Source organism: Microlunatus sp. YIM B11417 (genome assembly GCF_059617205.1).
The window spans coordinates 596,743-613,789 of the sequence record NZ_JCAMPJ010000004.1 but is presented as its reverse complement, the minus strand read 5'-3'; the positions used below and the strand labels follow the sequence as shown (position 1 = coordinate 613,789).

At 71.1% G+C, this 17,047-nt stretch carries 17 protein-coding genes; 12 read left to right on the top strand and 5 right to left on the bottom strand.

Going from position 1 to position 17,047, the window contains the following annotated elements; genetic code table 11:
- The first annotated feature begins 222 nt into the window (after positions 1-222).
- Both AC6CCG_RS22465 and AC6CCG_RS22460 read left to right on the top strand, forming a co-directional pair.
- Positions 223-1,185, top strand: coding sequence for a DUF1345 domain-containing protein (locus tag AC6CCG_RS22465; protein ID WP_496656905.1), 963 nt, complete (start codon positions 223-225; stop codon positions 1,183-1,185).
- 64 nt (positions 1,186-1,249) lie between these two features.
- A complete protein-coding gene (locus AC6CCG_RS22460) occupies positions 1,250-1,918 on the top strand; it encodes a maleylpyruvate isomerase family mycothiol-dependent enzyme (RefSeq protein ID WP_496656904.1) in 669 nt (222 codons plus the stop codon).
- Here AC6CCG_RS22460 and AC6CCG_RS22455 read toward each other — a convergent pair.
- A complete protein-coding gene (locus AC6CCG_RS22455; protein ID WP_496656903.1) occupies positions 1,908-2,552 on the bottom strand; it encodes a LysE family translocator in 645 nt (214 codons plus the stop codon). The two genes, AC6CCG_RS22460 and AC6CCG_RS22455, sit on opposite strands and share 11 nt — an antisense overlap.
- A gap of 130 nt (positions 2,553-2,682) precedes the next feature.
- Between AC6CCG_RS22455 and AC6CCG_RS22450 the strand changes: the two genes are divergently transcribed.
- Positions 2,683-3,183 (top strand): DoxX family protein, encoded by a 501-nt coding sequence (locus AC6CCG_RS22450; RefSeq protein WP_496656902.1) that lies wholly within the window; start codon positions 2,683-2,685, stop codon positions 3,181-3,183.
- On the opposite strand, the gene AC6CCG_RS22445 is transcribed toward AC6CCG_RS22450, so the two are convergent.
- A complete protein-coding gene (locus tag AC6CCG_RS22445; protein ID WP_496656901.1) occupies positions 3,147-4,022 on the bottom strand; it encodes an AraC family transcriptional regulator in 876 nt (291 codons plus the stop codon). The genes AC6CCG_RS22450 and AC6CCG_RS22445 overlap by 37 nt on opposite strands.
- Positions 4,023-4,159: 137 nt before the next feature.
- Here AC6CCG_RS22445 and AC6CCG_RS22440 point away from each other — a divergent pair, with 137 nt between their 5' ends.
- From AC6CCG_RS22440 to AC6CCG_RS22415, 6 genes are all read left to right on the top strand, one after another.
- Positions 4,160-5,224, top strand: a complete 1,065-nt coding sequence (locus AC6CCG_RS22440; RefSeq protein WP_496656900.1) for a hypothetical protein — start codon at positions 4,160-4,162, stop codon at positions 5,222-5,224.
- Positions 5,217-7,289 (top strand): hypothetical protein, encoded by a 2,073-nt coding sequence (locus AC6CCG_RS22435; RefSeq protein ID WP_496656899.1) that lies wholly within the window; start codon positions 5,217-5,219, stop codon positions 7,287-7,289. The genes AC6CCG_RS22440 and AC6CCG_RS22435 overlap by 8 nt, the downstream gene beginning before the upstream one ends.
- Positions 7,290-7,352: 63 nt before the next feature.
- On the top strand, positions 7,353-8,087 hold the full coding sequence (locus AC6CCG_RS22430) for a response regulator transcription factor (RefSeq protein ID WP_496656898.1): 735 nt from the start codon (positions 7,353-7,355) through the stop codon (positions 8,085-8,087).
- Between the two features lie 27 nt (positions 8,088-8,114).
- Positions 8,115-9,623 carry a sensor histidine kinase gene (locus tag AC6CCG_RS22425; RefSeq protein WP_496656897.1) on the top strand — a complete coding sequence of 503 codons (1,509 nt, stop codon included), beginning with the start codon at positions 8,115-8,117 and terminating at the stop codon, positions 9,621-9,623.
- Between the two features lie 44 nt (positions 9,624-9,667).
- A complete protein-coding gene (locus AC6CCG_RS22420) occupies positions 9,668-11,758 on the top strand; it encodes a GMC oxidoreductase (protein WP_496656896.1) in 2,091 nt (696 codons plus the stop codon).
- A 22-nt stretch (positions 11,759-11,780) separates the two neighbouring features.
- Positions 11,781-12,341, top strand: coding sequence for a GNAT family N-acetyltransferase (locus tag AC6CCG_RS22415; protein WP_496656895.1), 561 nt, complete (start codon positions 11,781-11,783; stop codon positions 12,339-12,341).
- A gap of 14 nt (positions 12,342-12,355) precedes the next feature.
- On the opposite strand, the gene AC6CCG_RS22410 is transcribed toward AC6CCG_RS22415, so the two are convergent.
- Together AC6CCG_RS22410 and AC6CCG_RS22405 are read right to left on the bottom strand one after the other, a co-directional pair.
- Positions 12,356-13,183 carry a sugar phosphate isomerase/epimerase family protein gene (locus tag AC6CCG_RS22410; protein ID WP_496656894.1) on the bottom strand — a complete coding sequence of 276 codons (828 nt, stop codon included), beginning with the start codon at positions 13,181-13,183 and terminating at the stop codon, positions 12,356-12,358.
- A gap of 9 nt (positions 13,184-13,192) precedes the next feature.
- Positions 13,193-13,945, bottom strand: a complete 753-nt coding sequence (locus AC6CCG_RS22405) for an AraC family transcriptional regulator (RefSeq protein WP_496656893.1) — start codon at positions 13,943-13,945, stop codon at positions 13,193-13,195.
- Between the two features lie 51 nt (positions 13,946-13,996).
- Between AC6CCG_RS22405 and AC6CCG_RS22400 the strand changes: the two genes are divergently transcribed.
- The 3 genes from AC6CCG_RS22400 to AC6CCG_RS22390 are packed head-to-tail and all read left to right on the top strand — an operon-like array spanning position 13,997 to position 16,405.
- Positions 13,997-15,172, top strand: a complete 1,176-nt coding sequence (locus tag AC6CCG_RS22400; protein ID WP_496656892.1) for an MFS transporter — start codon at positions 13,997-13,999, stop codon at positions 15,170-15,172.
- Between the two features lie 21 nt (positions 15,173-15,193).
- A complete protein-coding gene (locus AC6CCG_RS22395; RefSeq protein ID WP_496656891.1) occupies positions 15,194-15,688 on the top strand; it encodes a GyrI-like domain-containing protein in 495 nt (164 codons plus the stop codon).
- Positions 15,689-15,706: 18 nt separating this feature from the next.
- Positions 15,707-16,405, top strand: coding sequence for a DUF899 domain-containing protein (locus AC6CCG_RS22390; protein ID WP_496656890.1), 699 nt, complete (start codon positions 15,707-15,709; stop codon positions 16,403-16,405).
- A gap of 32 nt (positions 16,406-16,437) precedes the next feature.
- Here the strand turns inward: AC6CCG_RS22390 and AC6CCG_RS22385 are convergent, their stop codons facing one another.
- On the bottom strand, positions 16,438-17,031 hold the full coding sequence (locus tag AC6CCG_RS22385; protein ID WP_496656889.1) for a hypothetical protein: 594 nt from the start codon (positions 17,029-17,031) through the stop codon (positions 16,438-16,440).
- Between the last annotated feature and the right edge of the window lie 16 nt (positions 17,032-17,047).

The following is a 17,047-nucleotide window of genomic DNA, read 5'->3' as shown; positions in this document are numbered from 1 at the left end:
CGCCGACACCCTGAACCAACGACCCCGCCCTACCCTCGAGCTGAAAACCCCAGCCCAAGCCATGAACGAACTCCTCAGCAAAGGTGCTTAGACCAATTGACTTTGGGTCGTTCTTCCGGGTCCGAAACGTCACACTCGGCGAGTGGACCCCGCCCGAGCAGCGCGCGCGGCGGGTCGGGGAGTTCAGCCGGCCCGCGGACGGGCGCACCTAGGATGCGGCGGGTGCGGAACCGAGGGGCGGATCAACCGGAGGCCACCGACCAGTCGAACGCGGTCTCGCCGGCCGGCTCGATGGACGGGCCGGACCCGGCCGACGGTTCGGAGCCGGTTGTCGGCCCACAACCGGGCGTCGAGCCCGCACCGGTCGCCGAACCAGAACCGGCCGCCGGGCCAGCACCAGCCGCCGAACCGGAACCGGTCGCCGGCCGAGAACCGGCCGACAGCTCGGAACCGGTCGGGGGCCGGATGCCGCTCCTCCGGTCGGAGTGGGCCCGGATCGGGTTGGCCCTGGTGGGGGCAGGGGCCGCGGTGATCGCCGGGTACCTGATCGTGGCGGTGGCCGGGGTTCGGCAGGGATCGCTCACGGTGGAGCAGGCCACCGGACCGTCCGCGATGGCGGTGCTCTACCTGACGTTCTGGATCGGCTATTGCGTGGTCTACCTCGTGACGACTCTGGTGACGCTCGGCCGCGCGGACGCCGCAACCCTCGCGCTCTGGCTCCGGGAGAGCAGGCAGGGACGGAGGCGACGACGGCTGCTGGAGCTGCTGTCCCTGTCCAGCGGCCCGGCCGGGTCGGTGAGCCTCAGCGTCGCGTCGCTGGTCGCGGTCGTCGTGTTCGCCATGTCGGAGCAGCTGCGCGGCAGCCTGCCGGTGATCGTTCTGACGTTCGGCGTGGTCGTCTGCTCCTGGCTCGTCATCGCGATCACGTACGCGCAGCACTACGCCCGCGAGAACAGCAACGACCGGCAGTTGGCCTTTCCGGGCGAGGAGCGGGACGGGCCGCCGGTCTTCTCCGACTACGTCTATCTGGCCGTCCAGGTCGGCACCACCTTCGCGACCTCCGACGTGGCGATCGAACGCCGCTCGATGCGCCGCACGGTCACCGTGCACAGCGTCGTCACGTTCGCGTACAACACCGTCGTGGTCGCCCTCATCGTCTCGCTGTTCCTCGGCGCCGCAGGCTGACCTGCGACCGGGATCACAGCGGCACGGCGACGACTCTGGGCCCGTTCGCCCGGTCCGGTGGGACATGACCAAGCCATCAATGACCCCCGAGGTCCTCTGGCGTGCCGTGACGACCGAGCGACTGGCGCTCGCCGACGACCTGGCCGCCCTCACCGACGAACAGTGGCGGCAACCGACCCTGTGCGGCCGGTGGACCGTGGCCGAGGTGGTCGCCCACCTGACCGCGGGCGCCGTCACCACGCCGTTCCGCTGGATCCGCAGCGTGGTCGCGGCCGGATTCGACTTCGGCCGGCACAACGACGCCCGGCTGGCCGAACACCTCGGCGCGACACCGGCCCAAACACTCGCGAGGTTCCGGGCCGCGGCCGACCGCCGGAACTCCCGGTTCGGCCCGCCCGCCGCGGCCTGGCTCGGCGAGACGATCATCCATGCCCAGGACATCCGGCGGCCGCTCGGCATCCCGACCGAGCCGGCGCTCGAGACGACGACCCACCTGGCCGGGTTCCTGGCCAGGACCGACGTCACGGTGCCGAGCCGGCAGACGGTCGCCGGGCTCCGGCTGGTCGCGACCGACGGGCCGTTCCGCACCGGCACCGGACCGCTCGTCTCCGGGCCGACGCTCGCCCTCGCACTGGTGATGGGCGGCCGTCCCGCGTACGCCGACGACCTGAGCGGGCCCGGCCTGGACCGGCTCCGGGCTCAGTGCCTGGCCGCCCACAAGATCACGGAGTGACCGGGCGGACCTTGTCGGTGAGCAGCTTCACGGCCAGCAGGCCGAGCACCGTACCCATCAGATAGCGCTGCACCCGCAGCCAGGTCGGCCGCCGGCCCAGGAAGCCGGAGATCGAGCCGGCGGCCAGCACGATCAGCGCGTTCACCGTGACCGCGATCGCGACCTGGATCCCGCCCAGCACCAGGCTCTGCAGCCAGAGCGGGCCGCCGGCCGGGTCGACGAACTGCGGGATCACCGCGAGGTAGAGGATCGCGATCTTGGGGTTGAGCAGGTTGGTCACCAGGCCCATCAGGAACAGCCGGCGCGGTGGGTCCGCGGGCAGTTCGCGCGGCTGGAACACCGACCGGCCACCCGGCCGGAACGCGGTCCAGGCCAGGTAGCCCAGATAGGCCGCGCCGCCGATCTTCAGCACCAGATACAGCTGCGGTACGACAGCGAACACCGCCGCCAGGCCGAGGGTCGCCGCGGTCAGATAGACGGCGAACCCGGCCGCCACCCCGGCCAGCGAGAACAGCCCGGCGCGGCGGCCCTGGGTCACGCTGCGGGAGACCAGGTAGATCATGTTCGGGCCCGGCGTGAGGACCAGGCCGAGGGCGACAGCGGTCACGCCGAGGACGGCGGCAACGGTGATCATGGGCCCGAGTCAAGCCGCGCGGCACGGCCCGGACCAGGGCCAATCCGTGATCTGTGGCCCGGTTGTCACCTGGATCGCGCGCGGAGTCATTAAGGTCTGCGGGAGGGAGTTCACCCGAACGGAGCTCATCATGGCCAAGACCCTGCAGGTGTTGCGCGACATCGTCTTGTTGATCACCCGGATCGGCCTGGGCGCGATCCTGATCGTGCACGGCTGGCGGCGCTGGCAGGTGGTCGGGCCGCAGAGCCAGATCGACTACCTGTCCCAGTTCAGCACGCCCTATCCGCAGGTGGTCGTCTGGGGCACGATCATCCTGGAACTGGTCGGCGGGCTGTTCCTGATCGTCGGGGCGCTGACCCCGCTGGTCGCGGCGGCCGTCGTGGCCCAGCAGGTGTTGATCATCTGCTACACCAATTGGTACGGCTACCAGTTCCTGGCCGCCAACGTGCCCGAGTTCTCGGTCTCGGAACGGATGATGAACAACCTGGCCCTCGGCCTGCTGGCGTTGATCTTCCTCGTCTTCGGTGCCGGCCGGGCCTCGATCGACCGTCTGTTCCGGCGCGAGAAGGTGGAGGAGCAGACGCCGGAGCAGGACTACGGCGACACCGTCGTGTCACCGCCCGGCCCGTAGGCCGCCCGGAACTCCCTGGGCGCCATGCCCTTCAGCCGGCGGAACTGCCGGTTGAAGTTGGCCAGGCTGGCGTACCCGCTGTCGGCGGCGATCTCCGCAACGGTCCGGTCGGTGTCGATCAAGAGCCGGCAGGCCACGGCGATCCGGACCTCGATCAGATAGTTCAGCACGCTGCGGCCGGTCGCCCTGCGGAAGCTCCGGCTGAGCGCGCTCGGGGTCAGGTGCGCCACCGCCGCCACGTCAGCCAGCGAGAGCCTGGCCCGGTGGTTCGTGATCAAGAACGTACAGATCCGCTCGATCATGGCCTGGCTGTTCTCATCGACCAGGGCTCGGAAGCCCTCGCTCACCAGCGCACGGGCAGGCAGGGCGGCGAGTTCAGTGAGCACCCGCAGGAGTTCAACGGTCCGGACGGCGCCGGCCAGCCCACCGAGTTCGGTCAGTCGGCCGGCCACAGCTCCGGCTGCTTCGGAACCGAACGCCAGGCCACGGCTCGCACGATCGAACAGGCGGGCCAGCGGGCCGAACTCCGGCGCCGCCAGGAAGCCGGTGCCGAGGAACTCCCGGTCGAACTGGGCCACGATCGCGGTGTTCGGTACGCCCTCGGGATGCGGCTCGGCCAGATAGCTGTGCGGCAGTTCCGAGCCGAGCAGGACCAGGTCGCCCGGCCCGTAGTCCTCGCAACTGTCGCCGACGAACCGGACGCCACGGCCGGAGATGATCAAGGTCAGTTCGAGCTGTTGGTGAAAGTGCCAGTGGAACGGGAAGGCCGGCTCGGACCGGAACTGGTAGGCCCAGGACTCCCGCGGCGACGGCTCGATGTGCTCGACCTGCGCCCTCATGGGCCTCGACGCTAGCGGTGTCGGCGGCGACCGGACAAGGCTGCGCGGATCGTACCGATGGAGGCTCGGTTTCAGGTAGACGTCCTGCCGCGCTCCGAACGAGACTTTCGGCAACCCCCAGCTGCCGAGGAGCCCCGATGACTCAGCCGCCGCGACGCTTCCGCCGGACCCTGCCGACCATGATCGCCCTCGCCGCGGCGGTCCTGCTGCTCCTGATCGCCAGCCCGCCGCACGCCCAGGCCGTCGGTGACGCCCCGGTGGCGTCGTCCCCCTCGGGCGTCTTCAAGCACCAGGCCAGCACCGATTCGAACCCCATGGACCTTCCCGGAGCCGTCCTCAACCTCCCGATGACCACCGGTGAAGGGATCTGGCTCTACACGACGGGGCTGGAGGCCCGCACCGAGTACGGCAGCGAATTCCCCGATCCCGGCGTCACCTTCATCGTCCAGTGCTACGGCCCGGGGATCGCCGCCGAGGGCACCGGCTGGTACGCCGCGCGCAACCTCGATCCGCCGCACAACACGTACACGTTCCGGCCGCAGATCCGGGCGATGTTCGTGGCGCCGTCGACCGGGACGTACGCCTGCAAGATCAGGGTCGCCGCCTATCAGCCGCGGAGCGGAACCATCGAGGTGATCTTCAACGCCGGTGCCGTGCTGCACGGCACACCGGTGAAACCGACCAGCACCGTCGGTGTGACGGCCGGGTACGGCTGGACGGTCCCGAACTCCGGCAGCAATCCCCAGCCGACGATCAGTGCAGCCCGGCCGACCCTGCGGCACCTCAGCGGCAGCTACACGTTCGCCCGGCCGTCGAGTCCCAAGGTCACGGTCGCGATCGATCAGAACGTCACCACCTGCAGCGTCGGCGACACGTTCCCGGGCTGCGGCACCGATCCGGCCTTCGACCAGACCACGGTCCGGGCCAGGATCCTCGCCCAGCCGCTGCACCTGGACGGCTCGGCCTGCGGGGTCAGCACGCCGCTGACGGTGTTCGAGCACGAACTGCGGGTGAAGGCCGCCTACCACCACTACCCGATCCTCACCACCGCCGTGCTCGACAAGGCCACCACGCTGAGGGGATGCCCCCGGGTGAACCTGGTGCTCGAGCTCACCTGGCTGAGCGGCCAGCCGATGGTCGTGCACACGTTCCGTCCCCATGATCAACGACCCGGCTGGGGTGGTATCTACGAGCATGGCTGATGATTCCGGAGTGACCAAGATCGACTGGCAGCGCTGGTATCCGCGCCGCGCCGTGTCCTGGTGGACCACGATCAACGACCTGCAATGGCCGAACCGCTCGATCCGGGACGACATCCGGCGACGGGCCGAGGCGCTGGCCGAGGCCGGTGTCGACCTCGCGATCAACTTCGGCTGCCACATGCGGTTCGACTTCGCGATGGTGTTCGGCAGCCTGCACGGTTATCTCGGAGAGGTCGCCGACGAACTGCACCGGGTCGGGATCAGGTTCTTCGACCACTACAGCTCCAACGTGATCACCCGGCCCCGTGGCGCCGCGGGCCGGGCCCACGCCCACCGGAGCAACCGGCATCAGGTGCTGTTCTACCCGGATCCGATCGCCGCACCGCACCAGCAGTACGCCGGGCACCGGTACGACGACCTGCGCACGGTAGACCTGCGCGACGGCGGCGCCGCCTACGCGACCCCGTACGACTCGGAGCAGTTCTGCTCCAACCACCCGGACTACCTCGACATGCACCGGCAGTACCTGGTCCGGCTGTTCGACGAGGTGGACCTGGACGGGATCGAGGTCGACGACATGGCCGACTACGGCGGCCTGGCCTCGTGCGGCTGCCGCTTCTGCCTGGACCGGTTCCGCACCGAGTACGGACTCGAGTTGCCACCGCTGACCGACCCGGAGTTCTGGGGCGACACCAGCGGCCACCCCTACTTGTGGGGCAACTACGCCAACCCGGACTTCCAGGCCTGGATCGCGCTGCGCGAACAGACCATGGCCGATCACCTGGCCCTGGTGAAGCGCACGATCGGCGACCGGCCGCTGATGACCTGTTGCGCCAGCACCGGCCCGATGAACCTCGGCGGCCGCGCGCTCAACCTGGAACGGCTGCTGCCGCACGTCGACCTGCTGATGCTGGAGAACGTCGGGCTGGCCCCGGACGGCGTGAACTGGCTCCGGCTGGAGGCCGAGGCGATGCAGCAGAAGGATCTGGCCCGGCAGCGCGGCGGCGTTCCGGTCCTCGCGCTCACGTACACACTCGGGCACGACGGAGGCCTGCTCGGCTGGGCCCTGTCCCGCTTCTGGGGTACGTCCTCCTGGGCCAGCACCAACCCGGGCCGGCTCGAGGTCGACCCGCCGGAGCCGCTGGACGAAGCGCAGATCACCGGGCCGGTCAACCGCTGGGAGCGGGCGGTCAGCCCGCTCGACGCGCTGGCCCCGAGCGATCTCGTCGATGTACGGCTGCTCAACGACACCTACGCCCGGGCGGCCGGTTGGCGTGACGCGGACGGCCGGGAGGAGTGGGACCGGGTCAAGGACTGGACCTATGCGCTGGTCGAGCACCAGGTCGGCTATCGGCTGATCCGGCCGGCCGAACTCGAGGCGGGCTCGGACGACGGAACACCGCTCATCCTGGACGGTGCCTCGTGCGTGTCCGACGCCCTCGACTCCGCGGTCCGGGCGCACCTCGACCGCGGCGGGCGGGTCTGGCTCCGGGCCCCGTACGGCACCCACCACGCCGACGGCAAGCCGCGCGAGCGTCCGCTGCTGGACGACCTGGTCACGCTCGGTTCGCCGGGCCTGCGGGTGCTGACCGAGCCCGTCGCGGCCGGCGGCCCGGCGCCGACGGACTGCAAGAACCAGCCGCCGCTGCACATCGAGGAGGACCGACCGCGGCACGATCCGGTCCGGGACCTGCTCGACCGGGGTGAACTGGAGCCGACGGTGACGGTGTCCCCGGCCGATGCGGGCTGGGCGGTCCGGCTCCGGCGGCATGCCGAGGGTTTCGCCCTGCATGTGCTGAACCTGCGGATGCACGGCGAGGCGCATCCCACCCTGCTCGAGATGGGCGAGCGGCCGGTGCTGGAGACGATCTCGTCGGTCAACCCGACCACGTCGGTCACCGTGACGCTCCGCGGCCTGGACCCCGGCTGGACGGCGCCGCACCTGTTCAGCCCCGAACTCGGCCGGTCCGGGCGTCCGGTGCCACGGTCCGAGGACGGCTTCGTGCTCGACCTGACCGGGGTCGCCGTGTACGCGGTCGTGCACGATCAGCTGGGCGCGGGGTGACCCACAGGTTTCGCACAGGTCGGCCATAGCTGACACCGGGGCTGCCGTGCCACGCTTGAGCGCATGGCAGCTACCGACACCGGGCGTGAGGCACTGGTCCACGCCGACGGTTCGCCGATCCGGATCCTGGCCGTCGACGACGAGCCCAGCCTGACCGAACTGCTCTCGATGGCCATGCGGTACGAGGGCTGGCAGGTCGCCACGGCCGCGTCCGGGTCGGAGGCGGTCCGGGTCGCCCGGGAGACGCGGCCGGACGCGATCGTGCTGGACATCATGCTGCCCGACTTCGACGGGCTGGAGGTGATGCGCCGGATCCGTACCGAATTGCCGGACGTGCCGGTGATCTTCCTGACGGCGAAGGACGCCGTGACCGACCGGATCAGCGGGCTCACCGCCGGCGGCGACGACTACGTGACCAAGCCGTTCAGCCTGGAAGAGGTGATCGCCCGGCTGCGCGGGCTGCTCCGCCGGTCCGGTGCCGCCCAGTCCCGGAACGACTCGCTGCTCGTGGTCGGCGACCTGACCCTGGACGAGGACAGCCACGAGGTGACCCGGGCTGGCGAGCAGATCCACCTGACGGCGACCGAGTTCGAACTGCTGCGGTACCTGATGCGCAATCCGCGCCGCGTGCTCAGCAAGGCGCAGATCCTGGACCGGGTCTGGAACTATGACTTCGGCGGCCAGGCGAACGTGGTCGAGCTCTACATCTCCTACCTGCGGAAGAAGATCGATGCGAACCGGGAACCGATGATCCACACCATGCGCGGCGCCGGGTACGTGCTGCGACCCGCAAGTTGATCATGACCCCTCGGGTCGGTGCTGATCATGGACGGTGAGGTCGAGCCGGTCGGGCGCTGGCCTGCTCCGGACGGACGGCGGCCGGGCGCCTTCGCCCGGGGCACCCTCGGGCGAAGGCTGTTGCTGCGCGTCGTCGGCCTGGTGGCGGCGATCGCGGTCGTGCTGTCCGGGCTGACCACGCTGGCGACCTGGCAGCTCCTGGTCGGCGATCTCGACAGCCAGTTGCGAGGCGTCTACTCGCGCGTCTTCCGCGACGCCCCGCCGATGCCGGGCAAGCCCGACAGCGAGACGCTGCAGGTCGATCTGCCGGGCCAGCCGATCGGCACGCTGGTGATCATCGACTACGGCGTCAAGGCTCGCGCCAACGTGCTCGGCGAACGCGGCATCCCAGCTCTCGTGAGCAAGAAGGCTGGTGCTCAGGCCCTGGACATCGAGGGCTCACTCCCGGTCAACGTCGATCTTGATCGACTCGGCCGCTATCGGGTCATGGTGAACGTGATCAACGGCTACCGGGTCGCCGTCGGGCTGCCGCTGAGCCGGGTCGACTCGTTGCTGTCCCAACTGGTCGGGCTGGAGGTCATCCTGTCGCTGGTCGCGATCCTGGCCACCGTCGTCATCGCCCGGCCGCTGATCACCCGCAACCTGCGCCCGCTGAACCGGGTCGCCGGAGTCGCGCAGCAGGTGTCGGCCCTGCAGTTGGATCGCGGCGATGTCGCGGTGGACGTCCGGGTCGCGCCCGCGGACGCCGACCCGACCTCGGAGGTGGGCCGGGTCGGCCAGGCGCTGAACCACCTGCTGGCCAACGTCGACGGAGCCCTGTCGGCCCGTCAGGCCAGCGAGACCCGGGTGCGCCGGTTCGTCGCCGACGCCTCCCACGAACTGCGCAACCCGCTGGCCGCGATCCGCGGCTACGCGGAACTGACCCGGCGCGACCGTGATCAACTCGAACCGGACACGTCGTACGCGCTGGACCGGATCGACGCCGAGGCCGGCCGGATGTCTGTCCTGGTGGAGGATCTGCTGCTGCTGGCCCGGCTCGACGACCGGCCCGAACTCGACCTCAAGCCGACCGACCTGTCCGAGCTGGTGATCAACGCGGTCAGCGACGCCAGGGTCGCCGGCCCCGATCACCAGTGGGAGCTCGACCTGCCACCGGTGCCCGTCCAGGCCGACCTCGATCATCACCGGGTGCACCAGGTGCTGGTCAACCTGCTCGCCAACGCCCGCACCCACACGCCGGCCGGCAGCACCGTGCTGACCCGGCTCACCGAGGGCGACGGCAAGATCACGATCATGGTCCGGGACAACGGCCCGGGCGTCCCGCCCGACATCGTCGACCACGTCTTCGAACGCTTCACCCGCGCCGAGGCCAGCCGGGCCCGCGCCGCCGGCGCCGCCAAGGGAGCCAGCACCGGCCTCGGCCTGGCCATCGTCGCCGCCGTCGTCGAGGCCCACCACGGCACCGTCTCGGTGGCGAGCAAGCCCGGCCGGACCGAGTTCACGGTGACCCTGCCCGCCACCGGCGCCGCGACCTGACATGAAAAACTGGTGATTCGCACCGCCGCACCAAGGGGGCTCCTGTGATCACCGAACGCGCCACGCTGCTCACCGCCGTTGCCGAGACGATCGTCGGGGTCGGCCCTTCGACAGGCTCAGAGAACGATGCGACAGGCTCGGGGCACGAATCGACAGGCTCGGGAACCGGTGGTTGGGATGCGACCGGGTTCCTGGCGGAGGCCGGCGCGGAGTTGGCCGATCTGGGTCCCGCGGTCGAGTCCCTGCTGGACCGGGTGACCGCCGAGGCGCCCGACTTCGCCGCGCTCGATCATGATCGGCGGCAGGCCGTGCTGGACCGGATCGAGCTGCCGCCCCGGCTGGCCCGGCTGCTCAACGCCGACTACTACGCGACACCGCGGGCCTGGGCCGAGGTGCGCTGGTCGCCGGCGGCGGCCGACGGCTGGCCCGATCCACTGCCGGCGGTCTCGTACGGGCAGCAGGGTTGGATCACCCCGGACCAACTGCTGGACCGCTACGACGCGATCGTCGTCGGGGCAGGTGCCGGCGGCGGCGCGGCGGCGCAGGTGCTGGCCGAGTCCGGCCGCCGGATCTTGATCATCGAGGCCGGTACGGCACCGACGGCCGCCGAGCTGAGCCGTGATCATCTACGCAACCCGCGGGTCAACTTCGGCCTGGACCGGTTGACCGACCCGCGCGGCGGCGGCTGGCCGCGGACCATCGAGACCCCGGACGGCGAGGAGGCCGTGGTCGGACCCGGTGACCCTGGCTGGGGCGGCAACGCACACACGCTCGGCGGCGGCACCCGGGTGTTCGGCGCGCAGGCCTGGCGGTTCGCGCCGGACGACTTCCGGATGGCCAGCCGGTACGGCGTCCCGGACGGCAGCGCGCTGGCCGACTGGCCGATCGGCTACGACGACCTGGAACCCTTCTACGACGAGGCGGAGCGGCGGTTCGGCGTCAGCGGCGCGGCCGGTGGCGACCCCTGGGCCGGGCCGCGCAGCCGGGACTACCCGATGCCGCCGCTCGCCGGCAACCGGCCGGCCGAGCGGCTCGCCGCCGGTGCGGCCAGGCTCGGCTGGTCGACCGTCCCGGTGCCGTTGTTGATCAACTCGGAGCCCTACCGGGGCCGGCTCGGCTGCCGCCGCTGCTCGCAGTGCGTCGGATTCGCCTGCCCGGTCGAGGCGAAGTCGGGTACCCACAACACGGCGATCCCGGCCGCCGTTGCCACCGGCAACGCCAGCGTCCTGCTCGGCAGCACGGTCGAGAAGTTGATCACCGATGCGAGCGGCCGGGTGATCAAGGTCGCGATCGTCGGTGATCATGGCAGAGCGGTCTGGCGGCGCGAGGTCGCGGCCACGGAGTTCCTGCTCGGCGCCGGCACCATCGAGACCGCCCGACTGCTGCTCAACTCGGCCCATGATCGGGAACCGGACGGCCTCGGCAACGCCCATGATCAGGTCGGCCGCCACCTGCAGGGCCACCCGTACGGCGGCGCGACCGGGCTGTTCGACGACGAGGTCACCGATCTGGTCGGGCCCGGCCCGGCGATCGCCACCTGCGACTTCCGGCACGGCAACGACGGCCTGGTCGGCGGCGGCATGATCGCCGAGGAATTCGTCCCGACGCCGGCCAGCACGTACGCCTATCTCACCGACGCCGGCATCATCCCGCGGCACGGCCGGGACGCCCACGAGGGGATGCGGCACTGGCTGCGCCGGATGCTGCGCGTCGTCGGCCCGTACCAGGAGGTCAGCACCGCCGACTCCCGGGTCCGGCTGGATCCGAAGGTCATCGACCGGTACGGCATCCGGGTCGCCCGACTCAGCGGCACCCTGCACCCCGAGGACGTCCGGGGCCGCGACTTCCTCAGCCAGCGGGCCGCCGAATGGCTCACCGCGGCCGGCGCGGCCCGCGTCGTCACGCCGCCGGCGGGCGGTCGCCCGGGCGGACCGAACGGCGGCCAGCACCAGGCCGGCAGCTGCCGGATGGGCGACGACCCGGCGCGCTCGGTGACCGACCCGGTCGGCCGGGTCTGGGGTCACGCGAATGTACGGATCGTCGACGGGTCGACCCACGTCACCAACGGCGGTGTGAACCCCGTGCTGACCATCCTGGCCAATTCGCTGCGGATCAGCGGCGACCTGGTCCGCTGACCGGGTCTGCCAGACTTCGATCATGGACCGTGCAAACCCTCCGGCCGCCGAGCTCACCTTCCGCGACGCGACCGGGGCCGATGTCGAGACCCTGGTCGCGCTTGTCGAGTCCGCCTACCGCGGCGACGCGAGCCGGGCCGGCTGGACCACCGAGGCCGACCTGCTGGACGGCCAGCGAACCGACCCCGAGGGCGTCCGGGCCGTGATCGAATCCCCGGACAGCCGGATGATCATCGCCGAGCAGGACGGCAGCATCGCGGCCTGCTGCCAACTGGAGCACCGCGGCGAGGCCGCCTACTTCGGCATGTTCGCCGTGTCTCCCGGCCGGCAGGGCGGCGGCCTGGGCAAGGCGGTGCTGGCGCAGGCCGAGCTGATCGCGGCCCGGGACTGGTCGGCCCGCCGGATGGAGATGACCGTGATCACGGCCCGGGACGACCTGATCGCCTGGTACGAACGCCGCGGCTACCGACGGACCGGAGACCTGTCGCCCTTCCCGTACGGCGACGAGCGGTTCGGCATCCCCCGCCGCGACGACCTGCGCTTCGAGTTGTTGATCAAGGACCTGGACCGCGGCGAACACTGACGACGCGGCGGAACTCAGGCGGCGGACAGCCGTGCGTGGCCGCGCAACACGGCCAGGTCGGCGTTCACCTGACCGAGATCGATCGACCCGTCGGCGCGGACCGAACTCGATTCCAGGCACAGCCGGAGGCTGCCCGGTGACGCGTTCGCCGCGGCGGCGACGGCGGCCAGGTCGAGCCAACCCTCGCCGGGATGGAGGTAGCGGCGCCGGCCCTGCGCGTCGAAGAACGCACCGTCGTAGTCCTTGACGTGGATGATCTTGGTCTCGGGGAGCAGGTCGGCGTCGGCCAGGGCAAGATCAAGTTCGTCGTGCAGGGCCAGGAACTCGGTGTCCAGGGTCCATCGGCATCGCGCATCCCGCTGCCGCAGTTCGGCCAGTCGGGTCAGCGGTGTCGCCGCCAGGCAGGGAATGGTCTCGATCGCCAGCGTGACGTCGTAGCGCTCGGCCCGGTCGAGGCACTCGGAGACGGCCGCCAGGTTCGCCGGGAAGCGACGGTCGGAGTCCGGCATGCCCCACAGGTGGAGGACGGCGACCTCGGCATCGAGGGCCACGGCCAGCCGGAGATCGGCGTCGAGCAGCGTCAGAGCCTGCCGGCGATCCTCGGTCGCGCCGGTGCACAGCAGCGGCCCGATGGCCTTGCCGGTGTGCACCGACACCCAGGACAGCCCGGAACGGACGAACGTTCGGGTCGACGCCTCCCGGTCGTCGGCGAACCCCGGGTAGGACAGCAACTCGAACCCGTCCGCCTCGACCTGACCGGCGCAGGACACGATCAGGGCCGGATCGACGACATCCGGATCCCGCGAGAAGGCCCCGGTCGAACAGGTCACGGCGCTGATCACCCGGGCAGCCTACGGGTCCGCCCGGTGACGGCTGAGAGCGCCCGGCGTCTCGCCGAAGGCGCGCCGGAACTCGGTGATGAAGGCGCTCGGCGAGGACCAGCCGCACGCGACCGCGGCCTGCGAGACCGTACGGCCCTCCGCGAGCAGGAGCGCCGCCCGGTGCAGCCGGAGCTGGCCGCGCCACTGCGGGAAGGTCAGGCCGAGCTCGGCGCGGAACAGCCGGGAGAGGGTACGGGCACTGCAGCCGATCCGGCGGCCGAGTTGATCAAGCGACTCCGGCCGGGACAGATCCGCTTCGACGAGCTCCGCCACGGCACGCAACCGGTCGTCGGCCAACCGCGGCAGCATGGTCGGCGGATCGGGGGTCAGCACCAGTTGATCACGCAGCACGGCGAGCAGCCGGCGGCCGGCCGCGGTGCCGGTCGGCCGGCCGGTCGCGGCCATGATCAACTCCCGGAGCAACGGAGTGACCTGGAGCAGCCCGGGCCGGCGACCCGGCAACGGTGACCGGCCGGGCAGGCCGACCAGGTGCACGGTGGACGTGCCGTGCACCTGCCACCGGTGGACGACGCCGGGCGGCACCCAGATCGCCCGGGTGGGTGGCGTGAACCAGGTCCCGTCGGCCGCGGTCACCTCCAGGACGCCGGCGCTGGCGTACACCAGCTGCGGCTCGTCGTGCCGGTGCTCGTCCACCTCGGCGCCCGCGGCCAGCCGGCGGGTCTCGGTCGGCGCAGTGGGGACGTGGCGGATTTTCGACATCATCCGGCAGATTACTGGAAGCCGGACAGTGGGTCGGTCGGCCAGGATCGCCTCATGCACCGACCCAGGCCCGTTCGCCGGCCGGCCACGCTTCTGCTCGCCGTCGGCCACGGCGGCGTCGACAGCTATCAGGGGATGGTGGCCGCGCTGGTCCCGATCTTCGTCCTGGAACGCGGTTACAGCCTTCCGGCGGCCGGCGGCCTGGTGCTCGCCGCGTCGCTGACCTCGTCGATCGTGCAGCCGCTGTTCGGCCTGCTCGGCGACCGGCGGCCGACCCGCTGGATCGTCCCGGTCAGCGTCCTGGTCTCCGGCGCCGGGATCGCCGCGGTCGGCCTCGTCGCCGAGCCCTGGCTGGTGATCATGCTGGTCGCGCTGTCCGGTCTCGGTATCGCCGCGTTCCATCCGGCGGCGGCGCGGCTGGCCCGCGAGCTGAGCGGCGGTGATCATGTCCGGATGAGCTGGTTCGCGCTCGGCGGCAACGTCGGGTTCGCGGTGGCACCGTTCCTGGTCGCCGGGACGGTCGGCGTGCTCGGTCTCGCCGCCAGCCCGTTGTTGATCATGCCGGCCGCGCTCGGATCGATCATGGTCCTGGGTCTCCACCGCGCCGGCGCCGCAACCGCCGGGCCGGCCCAGGCCGCGGTTCGGTCCGGCCGCGCCGAGGACTGGCGGTCGTTCGGTCGGCTGACCGTGGCGATCATGGCGCGCTCGGTCGTCTTCGTCGGGCTCGGGGCGTTCGTCGGCCTGTTCGTCCAGCAGGACCGCGGCCTCGGCCCGGCCGGCGGGACCGTCGCGCTGTTCGTGCTCTACCTCGGCGGCGCCTTCGGTACGGTGATCGGCGGCCGACTGGCCCGGCGCTGGCCGCGGACCCGGATCCTGCGCTGGTCGTACCTGCTGACGGTCCCGGCGATCGCCGGCCTCGTCCTCGCCCCCGGAGCCGGCAGCCTGATCTTCGTCGCGGCCGTCTCGATCCTGCTGTACCTGCCGTTCTCGCTGCACCTGACGCTGGCCCAGGACTATCTGCCGCGCCACCTCGGCACCGCGAGCGGGGTGACGCTCGGGCTCGCCGTCAGCGTCGGCGGAGTGGCCTCGCCGGCGATCGGCGCGCTGGCCGAGCAGATCGGGCTGCCCGGCGCGCTGCTGTCGTTGATCATCATCGCCGGATCGGCCTGGATCGTCCTGCTCCGGCTGCCGGAGCCCTTGACCTCGCCCCAGGGGCGAGGGCCATCATGACGTCCGGCGAAGGAGGGCACGATGGAGTTACTGGAACCGCCTCGCGTGGTCGAACGGCCGCGCCTGGACAGTCTCGGGATCCGTGAGGTGACGCCGTTTCGCGGCATGCTGAGCCGGCGCGACGCCTTGCTCGCCGAGCTCACCGACTGGCTCGACACTCACGACGTCGGCGAGGTCGGTCCGTTCTTCCTGCGCCTGCACGTGATCGACATGGACGGCCCGATGGACCTCGCCGTGGGCGTGATCACGCCAGCACCGCTGCCCGGTGACGACCGGGTCCGGCCAGCTGCCCTGCCGGCCGGCCGGTATGCTTCGCTGACGTACCGCAACCATGCGCTGCGGGCGAACCGGGCGTTGATCGACTGGGCCCGTGAGCAAGGGCTTCCGTTCGACCGGGCGGACGCCGCGGAAGGCGACCGGTTCGGCTGCCGGTACGAGGCGTACCGCACCGATCCGCGGACGGAGCGCCGCAAGACCCGCTGGGAGGTCGAGCTCAACATCAGGCTGGCCGACTGAGCCTGGCAGGATCGGTCCATGAGCGATGATCATGGACTTCCGCCGATCGTGTCCCGTGCGGAATGGCAGGCCGCCCGGGATGCGCTGCTGCTGCAGGAGAAGGCGCTGACCCGACTGAAGGATGCGGTCAGTGCGCAACGCCGCCGGCTGCCGATGGTCGAGGTGACCACCCGGTACGAGTTCGACGGCCCCGACGGCCCGGCGACCCTGCTCGACCTGTTCGACGGACGGCCACAGTTGATCATGCAGCACTTCATGTTCGGGACCGACTGGGACGAGGGCTGCAACGGCTGCTCGATGATGGCCGACCACATCGGCCCGTTGTCCCACCTGCACGCCCGCCGGACCTCGTTCGTCCAGGTGTCCCGGGCTCCGGTACCGACGCTGGCCGCGTTCGCGGACCGGATGGGCTGGTCCTACCCCTGGTACTCCTCCGGCCGCTCCACCTTCAACGAGGACTTCGGCACCACCGTCGACGGCGAGGAGCGCCATGCGATCAGTGTGTTCCTTCGTGATCAGGACCGGGTGTTCCACACCTGGTCCACCTTCGGCCGCGGCGAGGAGCCGTTCATGATCGTCTTCGACCTGCTCGACCTGACCCCGTACGGACGGCAGGAGAACTGGGAGCTGACCCCGCCCGGCCGACCCCAGGACCCGCCGTACGACTGGATGCGGCTGCACGACAGCTACTCCGATGAGGGGCGACTGCTGCGGTGAATTTCCGCCGCGTGTTCGCGGCGGAAATTCACTCAGGGACTCGGTGGTCGGTCCGCGGCCTCACGGATCCGGTCGGGGAGCGTCGAGTAGGGGCGGGCCGGGATCGCGGGCAGACCGTGCGCGGCTGCCTCGGTCCGCAGCCACTCGCCGTAGCGCCGGCTGACCTCCGCCCGCATCGTCTGCGGGCCCTCACCTGGTTCGCGATCAAGGAAGTTGGCGATCAGCTGGTCTTCGTCCGGCTCGTCGACGAAGACCGCCCGGACCTGAGGATCGGCCAGGGCGGCCGCGGCCGACGGCAGCAGATAGTCGCCCTCCATGATCACCGGCGGGCCGTGGTTCAGGTGCGTGGCGACCACCGCGGCCACCGCCGGGGCGAGGGCGGTCACCGTGGCGACGGTGACGTCGACGATCTCTTCGGCGGTCCAGCTCCGCCTGGCGGCCTGGGTCGACCAGTAGTGCAGCGCGGGCTGCTGGTCCGGCGTCGTCATCGCGACAACAGCTGCGTAGAGGTCGTCCAGCTCGGCGGTCCCGATCCCGTACCGGCGCATCAGGGCGGCACAGGCCGTGCTCTTGCCGGTGCCGGAGGGTCCGCCGACGAGCAGGACGTGCCAGTCGCGTTCCGTCACGGCCCGATCATCGCGG